The sequence below is a fragment of the Streptomyces sp. TG1A-60 genome, assembly GCF_037201975.1.
GTDB lineage: Bacteria > Actinomycetota > Actinomycetes > Streptomycetales > Streptomycetaceae > Streptomyces.
Genome location: NZ_CP147520.1, coordinates 1626994 through 1635994, shown reverse-complemented (window position 1 = coordinate 1635994; position 9001 = coordinate 1626994). Strand labels below are relative to the sequence as shown.

General features: G+C 73.6%; 8 protein-coding genes and 2 pseudogenes. 6 read left to right on the top strand and 4 right to left on the bottom strand.

What is annotated here, in order from left to right; genetic code table 11:
• The first annotated feature begins 143 nt into the window (after positions 1 to 143).
• From rsgA to WBG99_RS06575, 4 genes and pseudogenes are all read left to right on the top strand, one after another.
• Complete coding sequence (rsgA, locus tag WBG99_RS06590; protein WP_338895410.1) at positions 144 to 1307, top strand: ribosome small subunit-dependent GTPase A; 1164 nt, start codon at positions 144 to 146, stop codon at positions 1305 to 1307.
• Between the two features lie 127 nt (positions 1308 to 1434).
• Positions 1435 to 1566, top strand: a pseudogene (locus WBG99_RS06585) (hypothetical protein); the annotation flags it as partial.
• Positions 1567 to 1656: 90 nt separating this feature from the next.
• Positions 1657 to 1937: pseudogene (locus WBG99_RS06580) on the top strand (DNA-3-methyladenine glycosylase 2 family protein); the annotation flags it as partial.
• The gene (locus WBG99_RS06575) at positions 1934 to 2428 is read left to right on the top strand and encodes a methylated-DNA--[protein]-cysteine S-methyltransferase (RefSeq protein ID WP_338895409.1); all 495 of its coding nucleotides are present in this window, start codon (positions 1934 to 1936) and stop codon (positions 2426 to 2428) included. The pseudogene WBG99_RS06580 and the gene WBG99_RS06575, both read left to right, overlap by 4 nt.
• Before the next feature lie 301 nt (positions 2429 to 2729).
• Here the strand turns inward: WBG99_RS06575 and WBG99_RS06570 are convergent, their stop codons facing one another.
• The 3 genes from WBG99_RS06570 to WBG99_RS06560 form a co-directional block, all read right to left on the bottom strand.
• Entirely contained in the window at positions 2730 to 3212 is a 483-nt protein-coding gene (locus tag WBG99_RS06570) for a DUF456 domain-containing protein (protein WP_338895408.1), read from the bottom strand.
• A gap of 45 nt (positions 3213 to 3257) precedes the next feature.
• Positions 3258 to 4241: a winged helix-turn-helix transcriptional regulator gene (locus WBG99_RS06565; protein WP_338895407.1), complete on the bottom strand. Its 984-nt coding sequence runs from the start codon at positions 4239 to 4241 to the stop codon at positions 3258 to 3260.
• 394 nt (positions 4242 to 4635) lie between these two features.
• Positions 4636 to 5055 carry a hypothetical protein gene (locus WBG99_RS06560; RefSeq protein WP_338895406.1) on the bottom strand — a complete coding sequence of 140 codons (420 nt, stop codon included), beginning with the start codon at positions 5053 to 5055 and terminating at the stop codon, positions 4636 to 4638.
• Positions 5056 to 5098: 43 nt separating this feature from the next.
• Here WBG99_RS06560 and WBG99_RS06555 point away from each other — a divergent pair, with 43 nt between their 5' ends.
• The gene (locus tag WBG99_RS06555; RefSeq protein WP_338895405.1) at positions 5099 to 6616 is read left to right on the top strand and encodes a protein phosphatase 2C domain-containing protein; all 1518 of its coding nucleotides are present in this window, start codon (positions 5099 to 5101) and stop codon (positions 6614 to 6616) included.
• A 446-nt stretch (positions 6617 to 7062) separates the two neighbouring features.
• Positions 7063 to 7545, top strand: a complete 483-nt coding sequence (locus tag WBG99_RS06550; RefSeq protein ID WP_338900246.1) for an ATP-binding protein — start codon at positions 7063 to 7065, stop codon at positions 7543 to 7545.
• Positions 7546 to 7648: 103 nt separating this feature from the next.
• Here the strand turns inward: WBG99_RS06550 and WBG99_RS06545 are convergent, their stop codons facing one another.
• Entirely contained in the window at positions 7649 to 8716 is a 1068-nt protein-coding gene (locus WBG99_RS06545) for a DUF2637 domain-containing protein (RefSeq protein ID WP_338895404.1), read from the bottom strand.
• Between the last annotated feature and the right edge of the window lie 285 nt (positions 8717 to 9001).

Here is a 9001-nt window from a genome sequence, read left to right as displayed (position 1 = left end):
TGTGACCGATGGCTGTCGTTGCGACGGGCGCTGCCCGTATCCCGAAGTCCGTTCAGTTCACCTCCGTGGCCCCCGGCTGACCTCTCTGTTTCTCCCGCGCCTGTGAGCGCGGTGCCGGGGCCACCCCTGTGAAGGGTCACCCCTTGTCTCTCTCTTCTCTCCCGGGTTCGTCCTCGTCTTCTTCGCATCCGCTCGTGCCGTACGGGTGGGATGCGGACTGGGAGGCCGAGTTCGCCCCACATGCCGAGCAGGGACTCCTGCCGGGCCGTGTCGTCCGGGTCGACCGCGGCCGGTGCGACGTCATCACCCCGGCCGGTACCGTTCGTGCCGACACCGAGTTCGTCGTCCCCCGCGACCCGATGAACGTCGTGTGCACGGGGGACTGGGCTGCCGTCGACCCCGAAGGCAGCGATCCGCGGTATGTGCGCACGCTCCTGCCGCGCCGTGCTGCGTTCGTGCGGTCGACGTCGTCCAAGCGCTCCGAGGGCCAGGTGCTGGCCTCCAACATCGACCACGTCGTCATCTGTGTGTCGCTCGCGGTCGAACTGGACCTCGGGCGGATCGAGCGGTTCCTCGCGCTCGCGATGTCCTGCTCCAGAGGTGATGCACTGCTGCGCGAGTCGGAACCCTCCTGGGAGTCCGGGGCGCGGCCCGTGGTCGTGCTAACCAAGGCCGACCTCGTGCCGGACGCCGCCACGCTGGGGCATCTGGTGCAGGACGTGGAGACCGTCGCGCCCGGCATCGCCGTGCTGACGGTCAGCTCCGCCCTCGACGAGGGCCTCGACGTCCTCGCCGCGGTGCTCTCCGGCGGCACCTCCGTGCTGCTCGGGCAGTCCGGCGCCGGCAAGTCGACCCTCGCCAACGCGCTGCTCGGCGAGGACGTCATGGACGTCCGGGCCATCCGTGACGTGGACGGCAAGGGACGGCACACCACCACCACCCGCAACCTCCTCGCCCTGCCGGGCGGCGGAGTCCTCATCGACACACCCGGGCTGCGCGGCGTCGGCCTCTGGGACGCCGGGAGCGGGGTCGGGCAGGTCTTCGCCGAGATCGAGGAACTGGCCGCGGACTGCCGCTTCCACGACTGCGCGCACATCGCCGAGCCCGGCTGCGCGGTCCTCGGCGCGGTCGAGTCCGGTGAACTGCCCGAGCGGCGGCTCGACAGCTACCGCAAGCTGCTCCGCGAGAACCAGCGGATCGCGGCCCAGTCCGACGCCCGGATGCGGGCCGAGATCCGGAAGGAGTGGAAACGGAGGGACGCCGAGGGGCGCGCGGCGATGGAGGCCAAGCGGAATCGCTGGGCGTAGTCGCCGACGCCCGACGCGGTGACCTGGCGGGTCCGTCCCCGCCGCCCCCGCTGCCGCCCCCGCCGCCTCCTCCGGCGGTGATCGCCCGAGTGGAGCGGCGGGGCGGGGGCGGCCACGGCCCGACGTCATGTCCGATTTCCGCCAGCCGGGGCGGTCCCCGTGGTCGACACTGGGAGGCATGAAGGACGAAGACACCAGGTACGAGGCCGTCCGCAGCAGGGGCGGGCGGTCCGACGGGGAGTTCTTCCTCGCCGTCGAGACGACCGGGATCTTCTGTCGGCCGAGCTGCCCGGCGGTGACGCCGAAACCGGCGAACCGGGTGCGCAGGCCGGGGCGGACGGCCCGCTCGGCGCTCGCCACCGCCCTCACCGACGGCACCGTACGTCTCGACGTGGCGTGGACCGGGACGAGGTCCCGGCGGCGCTGCTCGCGCTGCCGGGCATGGACGGCCGTACCGTCACCGCGATCCGCACCCGCGCCCTCGGTGATCCGGACGTGGCACCGCCGGGCGAGGCCGTGCCGGACGCCCGGCGGCCCTGGCGGTCGTACGCCCTGCACCACCTCAGAACAGCGAGCGCGCCGGAGCCGGGCACGGCTTCGCGGCGACAGCCACAGGGAGTTCAGTCGTGAGCACCGAGCAGCGGACGTACCGCACCACCGTCGACAGCCCCGTCGGACGACTTCTCCTCACCGCCGACGAGTCGGGCGCCCTCACCTCCCTCTCCGTGCCGGAGCAGAAAGGCGGCCGGGTCCCCCTGGCGGGCCGGCTGCGCGACCCGGGGCCCTTCCGGGCGGCCGAGGAACAGCTCGCCGCCTACTTCGCCGGTGAACTAAAGGAGTTCCGGCTGGAGTTGCGGGGTGAGGGCACCGACTTCCGGCAGCGGGTGTGGGCCGCGCTCGACGACGTCCCGTACGGCGCGACCACCACGTACGGTGCCGTCGCCGCCCGTATCGGCGCGCCCCGGGCGGCCGTCCGGGCCGTCGGCGGCGCGATCGGCGCCAATCCCCTCCTCATCCTCCGCCCCTGCCACCGCGTGATCGGCGCGGACGGCACCCTCACCGGGTACGCCGGCGGCCTCGTCCGCAAGCGCCTGCTGCTCGACCTGGAGGGCGTGCTCTGACGCCGGCCGGGACCGGCCACACCCGGCCCCGCGTCGACAACGCCGCCTTCACGGCCACGTGAGGCACGCCTGCACGCCTGCACGCCGGCTCGTGAGCGCGTACGGCAGGCGGGCGACGACGTGATCGTCGGGGACCGGATCCTTGACGCGGTGGCGGACTTCGACCGGGCCGTCCGCGACCCACGCCGCCCGGCCCGGTCCGTCCCCCCGACGACCCGGTGACCACCTCCCCCTCGACGACGCGGGCACGCGCACCCCGCCGGACGTGACTCCCGGAGGGTGACCTCTCCGCGGGGCCGTCTCAGCCCCCGAAGACCACGCCCACCCACGCGCCCACGACCAGCAGGCACGCGAACAGTTCCGCCAGGACGTCCGACCCGCCCGAGCGCATCGCGGTGCGCGTCGCGGCCGTCGCCGCGCCGTGGCGGCCGAGGCGGAGCCGCTCGGAGAGGTAGATGCCGCCGACGAAGCCGGGGATCGCGCCGAGCACGGGGAGGAGGACGAAACCCAGGAGGGCGCCGACACCGGCGTACACCCCCATCCGGGGGGTGGCGCCGCTCTCCTCCGTCCGCCGGGGCGGCAGACCCCAGCGGACCGCCCGGGACAGCAGGAGGACGGCGGTGGAGCCCACGAGCACCCACCAGGCGAGGGGCCGCGGGTCCTCCAGCGCCCACCACATGACCCCGGCCCACACGAGCCAGGTCCCCGGCACGCCGGGCACCAGCACTCCGCACATGCCGAGCAGCAGCACCACTGCGACCAGCAGGAGTTCCCACGCTCCCATCTGCCCAGGGTGCCGGACCGCGCGAGAAAGCGCAGGGCGGTCGTGTCAGTTCCGGGTCACCCAGGACCGCTCGTACGCATGCCAGCCCAACTGCAGCCGGGTCGTCACGCCGGTCAGCTCCATCAGGCGTTTCACCCGGCGCTGCACGGTCCTCAAGCCCAGGTCGAGCTGTTTGGCGACGCTCGCGTCGGTCATGCCGGCCAGCAGCAGGGAGAGGATCTCCAGGTCGGTCTCGTCGGGGCCGTCCGGTACGTCCTCACTGACACGGCCCGCGCCGAGCCGCAGTGGCAGGGCCTGCCGCCACACCGACTCGAACAGGCCCGACAGCAGCTCCAGCAGACCGCTCGCGTGGACGACGAGCGCGGCGGGCTCGGCGGTGTGCGTGGTGAGCGGGACCATCGCGAGCGTGCGGTCGGCGATGACGAGCTTCGTGGGCACCTTGTCCAGCACCCGCACCCGCTCCTCCCGGCCCAGCGCGGCGGACAGCTCGGTGAGCCCGCTGTCCTCGTCCAGGACGGCCCGCTCGACCACCACGCGGTAGCCGACACCGCGGCCGGTGGCCTGCTCCTCCGCCGGGTTGTTCTCCGGTCCGGAGACCGCGATCGGAGCGCCGGTGACCATGGCGCAGACCTCCTCCGTGGCGCCGAGCTGGAGCTGGAGGAAGCGCTGCGCTATCGCGGCCGAGCCGATCACCACCTCGACCAGGTCGTGTGCGGCGGGCTCGGCCGCGCTCGCCCGGTACTCCTCGGCCAGCATCGCCGCCGCCAGCTCCGCCTTCTCCAGCTCGTGGCGCTGCTGGGTGAGCAGAGCGCCCAGGGCCACCCCGGGCGGCGCGGCCACCCAGCGGCCCGCGCGCGCGGAGGACTGGGCAGCGAGACCGTGCCGCTCCAGCCGGCGCAGCGCGCGCTCGGTGTCGTGCTCCCCGAGCGTGAGCCGGCGCGCCAGATCCGGTACGTCGGCGGCGCCCACGGACACCAGTGCCCGGTACGCCGCCTCGTGCGTCTCGTCGAGACCGATCGCTCCCAGCATGCGGCGACGTCCCTTTCCTTTGCCGCGCCGGTCCCGGCGCCCTTCCGCTCGACACATCATCACCGCACCGCGCATCCCGTCGGCAGCCGGGGTCGCACAGCGCAATTCCAGGAACGCGCCGCGCACTTGGACGGCCGGGCCACGCGCAGGCACCACGCCGGTCATCCCGGCGCCGCCGGGCGGTTTCTCCTGTGGGGCGCCGCCGGCGGTCCCTTTCCTCCCTCCGCTCCCTCCGGCCTTTCGACTCCCCTGCCTCGCATCGGAGTTCGAGATATGGTCCGACACGCCGTGGGGTCGTCGGCTCTGCGGGGCGATTTTCCGGATGCCCCGTTTTCATACGGCTCCCGAGGTGGACAATCAGGGGCATGAGCCAGCAGGGGGAGAGGCCGACCGGTCACGAGGACGACTGGTGGCGGCAGTTGTACGACGACTCCAACGGGGACACGGGCCCCTCGGTCGCGGCCGATTCCCTCGACGACCGCTTCGCCTCGGCGGCGGACACGGTCGGGAAGCCGCGGACGACTCCGGCGAGCGGGGCGACTCCGAGGAGCGCGAGTACTCCGACGAGCCCGACGGGTGCGTCGAGCCCGACGGGTGCGTCGAGTCCGACGGGTGCCTGGGGAGCCGTACCGGGCGGGTCCGGTACGGCAGCAGGCAGAGGCGGATCGGGCACCGTCCCGGACGGGCCGGGCGGATCGGGCAGCGGGTCGGACGGGCCGGGCGGATCGGGCGGATCGGGCAGCGGGTCGGACCGGCCCGGTGGATCGGGTGCCGGGGCGCACACGCCGGGCGGGCCTCGCGCGGTTCCGGACACCTCGGAGTCCGCACCAGGTGCCTCGGGCGCCCTTTCGGACAGGGTGCCGCCCCAGGACTCGCCGGGCGGACTCGGCGGACGGGGAGACTTCGGTGGACGTGGTGGGCGCGGAGCGCAGGACGGGCAAGGCAGCCGGCCGGACGCCCCCCAGGCTCCTCCCCCTTCGGCCCCGCCCTCCGTTCCGCCCGTCGGCCCCGCCCCGGCCCCGAGCCCCACGACAGATTCCTTGCGTCGCGGCGGTTCCGCCCCGCGGCCCGCACCCTGGGAGCCACCGCCCGCGCAGCCGACGGGCCCCCTGACCTTCTCGACCGGTCCCACCCCGCCGGGCTTGCGCGCGGCATCCTTCCGACGCGGTACGCCCGCGCGACCGCCCATGGGGTCAGTGCCCGCCTCACGGCCCCCGGAGGGCGCGCCACCTCCTCCCGCCGGCAGGCCTTTGACGGACGCACCCGGCGGGGCCGCGCCCGCGCCGCCACGGCCGTCCGTTTCGCCCGCGCCCTCCGCCGCCGAGCCCTCCGACGCCCCGCCCTCCGCTCGGTTCGACCTCCCCACCGTCCAGACGCGGGGGGCCACTCCGGTCACCGGGCGGCGGGATGTGCGGGTCGACTACGTCGGGTCCGGGCCGCCCACGTACGACGCGGAGCCGACCGCGCTGCCGTCGGCGGATCCGGAGGGTCTGGACGACCTGGTGGCGGACACCGTGCTGGACGGGGCGCATTACGGGGTCTGCACGCTGCGGGCCGCGTCGCTGCGCGGGGACTCGGCGCGCTACCGGGGCGAGCCGCGCCGGGATTCACTTCTGACCGCCCGTTTCGGTGTGGGCGAGCAGGCCCTGGTGCTGGTGGCCGTGGCGACGGGTGTCCGGGCCACACCGGGGGCGCACCGCGCGGCGGCGGAGGCGTGCCGATGGATCGGGCGGGCCGTCGGGCTCAGCCACGCACGGCTGGTGGAGGACATCCGGGCGGCCCGGCGCGTTGACCTCAAGTCCGGGCTGCACCGGCTCACCGACCGCAGCCTCGGCAAGCTGCGGGCCGGCGCCGCAGAGCAGGGCCTCGACCCGGAGGAGTACACGGCGAGCCTGCGCTGTCTGCTGCTCCCGGCCGACCCTCGGTGCCGTACGCGCGTGTTCTTCGGCGCCGGCGCCGGCGGGCTGTTCCGGCTGCGGGGCGGGGAGTGGCAGGACTTGGAGCCGCGCGTCGCCGACACGGCGGGCGCGCCGGTCGTCGGCTTCGGCTCGTTGCCGCACGAGACCCCCGACGGCGACCGCCTCACCATGGACCTCGGTATCACGACGCCCCCGAGCCCGTACGAACCCGCCCCCGCGCCGCCCCGTGAACCCTTCCGCTTCCGGGCCTCCGTGGCGCGGGAGGGCGACGTCCTGCTGCTGTGCACCGGCGGCCTCGCCGAGCCCCTGCGCGCGGAGGCCCCGCTCGCGGAGCATCTCGCGGGCCGCTGGGGAGCCGACGAGCCGCCCGGCCTCGCCGCCTTCCTCGCCGACGCCCAGGTCAGGGTCAAGGGCTACGCGGACGACCGTACGGCCGCCGCCGTGTGGGAGGCCTGACAAGGACCACGGCCGACACGGACGGGTGTCAACCAGTCCCGCCCGGCCGCGCGTTGGCCTGTACCAGCGCAGGATTCCGGCCAATCGGCATCATCGGGGCGAGTGGCCCGCCTTGTGCGGGGGACGCGGCGCCCGTACGGCAGCCGTATCCGGTGGTATACGGCCGGATACGGCAGCTCCACGTGGGCCATCGGTCCCGGCGGTCGGGGCCCCGCCGGGGTCGCCCGGAGAGGGCGCGGCGTCGGGTTCGTCGGCGTGTGCGGTGGTTTCCCGGGCCGGGAAACGCTTCACATGGGCCTGACAGCTGGCTTGACCCTGTGCGTTTGAAAGCGTACGGAAGGTCGTTGGCGATTCGACATGAGTGCCGCGATCCGGACGGGGGATGGTTCCCCGTGTACGTGTTCGAGGCAGGAGGGGGAATCGACATCGGCGCGTGGGCGGGGGGCATGGAGAGGCAGGCACGAGGGGGCGGCCCTGTGGCGATAGGGGCCTTCTTGGCGGAAGCGGTGGGGGAAGCGGCCGGCGGCACGACGGGCAAGGCCGGTGCCGGACAGCTCAGGCGCAGACTCGGGCGGGCGGACCTGAGGGCGGTGCCCGAGGCCCGCCGGGCCCTGCGGGAGCTGCTGCGGCAATGGGGGCGGCCGGGGAGATCGGAGACAGCGGAGCTGCTGACGAGCGAGCTGGTGACCAACGCGCTCATCCACACCGACCACGACGCGGTGCTGACCGCCACCGTCTCACCGCGCGGACTGCACGTGGAAGTACGGGATTTCGTGGCACGCAGGCCCAGACCCAGGATGCCCAGGACCGACGACGGCACCCATGGTCGTGGCCTCCTCCTCGTCCAGTCCCTCGCCGACGCCTGGGGGGTACGGGCGCACGGCGTGGGCAAGGCGGTGTGGTTCGACCTGGACGGCGGACTGACGTAAGGGGCCGCCCCTGGCGACCGGTCCGCGTCGCGGGAGGACGCCGAACGGGAAACGGACCGGGGCGCGGCTTGATGCCGCGCCCCGGTCCGATGTGCGGTTCGGATCAGCCGAACTGCTGCTCAAGGTCCTTGAGCTTGCGCTCCAGGGAGTCGAGCCGTGGCAGGGCCATGGTGTCGTCCTCCGCGGTGAGGTCGACGGTGATCGACTTGTCAGCGCCGTTGCGCACGGGCTGCAGGGAGGGACGCGTACGTACGGGCAGCTGCTCCGGTGTCGATATGGCAGGCTCCGAGGCGACCTGGGCGGCGGGCACGCGCTCCACCGTGGTGTCCACCTGGCGTCCGCCGCCGCCGCCGCCACCGCCGCCACCGCCACGACCCGGCAGGCCCCGGTGGCCCCGGCTGATCGCCTTGAGGTGTGCGCGCTCCAGACGCTCCTGCTCGCGCTTGCGCGTCCGGGTCTCTTCCTTGATCCGCTTGTCCTCGCGGACCTCGTCCACGGCCTCGTCCAGGCTGCGCACGCCCTCCAGGAGCATCAGCGACCAGGCCCTGTACGTCTCGCGGGGGGCCCGCAGCCAGCGGACGACACGGATCTGCGGCAGCGGACGCGGGACGAGACCCTGCTCGCGCAGTGCGGCCCGGCGGGTCTGCTTCAGCGCGCGGTCGAAGAGAACCGCGGCGGACAGGGACATGCCGGCGAAGAACTGCGGGGCGCCGTCGTGGCCGAGGCCCCTGGGCGCGTGCACCCAGTTGAACCAGGCCGCCGCACCGGCGAACGTCCAGACGAGTATCCGGGAGCCGAGGGCCGCGTCACCGTGGCTGGCCTCGCGCACCGCGAGGACCGAGCAGAACATGGCGGCGCCGTCGAGGCCGAACGGAACCAGGTACTGCCACCCGTCGGTGAGGCCCAGGTTCTGTTCGCCGAAGCCGACCAGGCCGCGGAAGGAGAGCGCGGCGGCGACCGCGGCACAGCAGAAGAGAAGGATGTAGGAGGCCGTGCCGTAGAGGGCCTCCTTGCGCCTGCGGCGCTCCTCGCTGCGTTCCCAGGAATCCTCGGTCTTCGCGTGCTCCCCGGAGCGCTTGCCGCGCGCGAGCACCGCAACCGCCGCCAGCATGCCCAGGAGCAGTACGGCGCCCGGAAGCAGCCAGTTCAGCGATATGTCGGTCAATCTCATCAGGGGTCCCTTGCATTGGGATAGGGCGTAACGCCCGCCATGGTGGCCCAATCCTCGCGGCCCTCAGGGGGTTTCGGGGCAAGAGACCGCCAAGGAAGTGCGATGAGTGACGCCAGGCGGCATTCTGCTCGAACTACCGCGCGAGGGACGGGAGTTGAGTGCGAGTGAGATTACCCGTTCGAGTGGTTCCACGGAAAGTTCCCGCGAGAAGTGAGGAATTCGTGAACCACCTGTGACCAACGAGAACCCCGACCGGAGTGGATCTTACGGCACACAACCGCGGGC

Coding starts and splice junctions, on each gene's coding strand:
- WBG99_RS06570 (WP_338895408.1), bottom strand. CDS start 3,212: ATGGGAGCGTGGGAACTCCTGCTGGTCGCAGTGGTGCTGCTGCTCGGC.
- WBG99_RS06565 (WP_338895407.1), bottom strand. CDS start 4,241: ATGCTGGGAGCGATCGGTCTCGACGAGACGCACGAGGCGGCGTACCGG.
- WBG99_RS06550 (WP_338900246.1), top strand. CDS start 7,063: ATGGAGAGGCAGGCACGAGGGGGCGGCCCTGTGGCGATAGGGGCCTTC.
- WBG99_RS06545 (WP_338895404.1), bottom strand. CDS start 8,716: ATGAGATTGACCGACATATCGCTGAACTGGCTGCTTCCGGGCGCCGTA.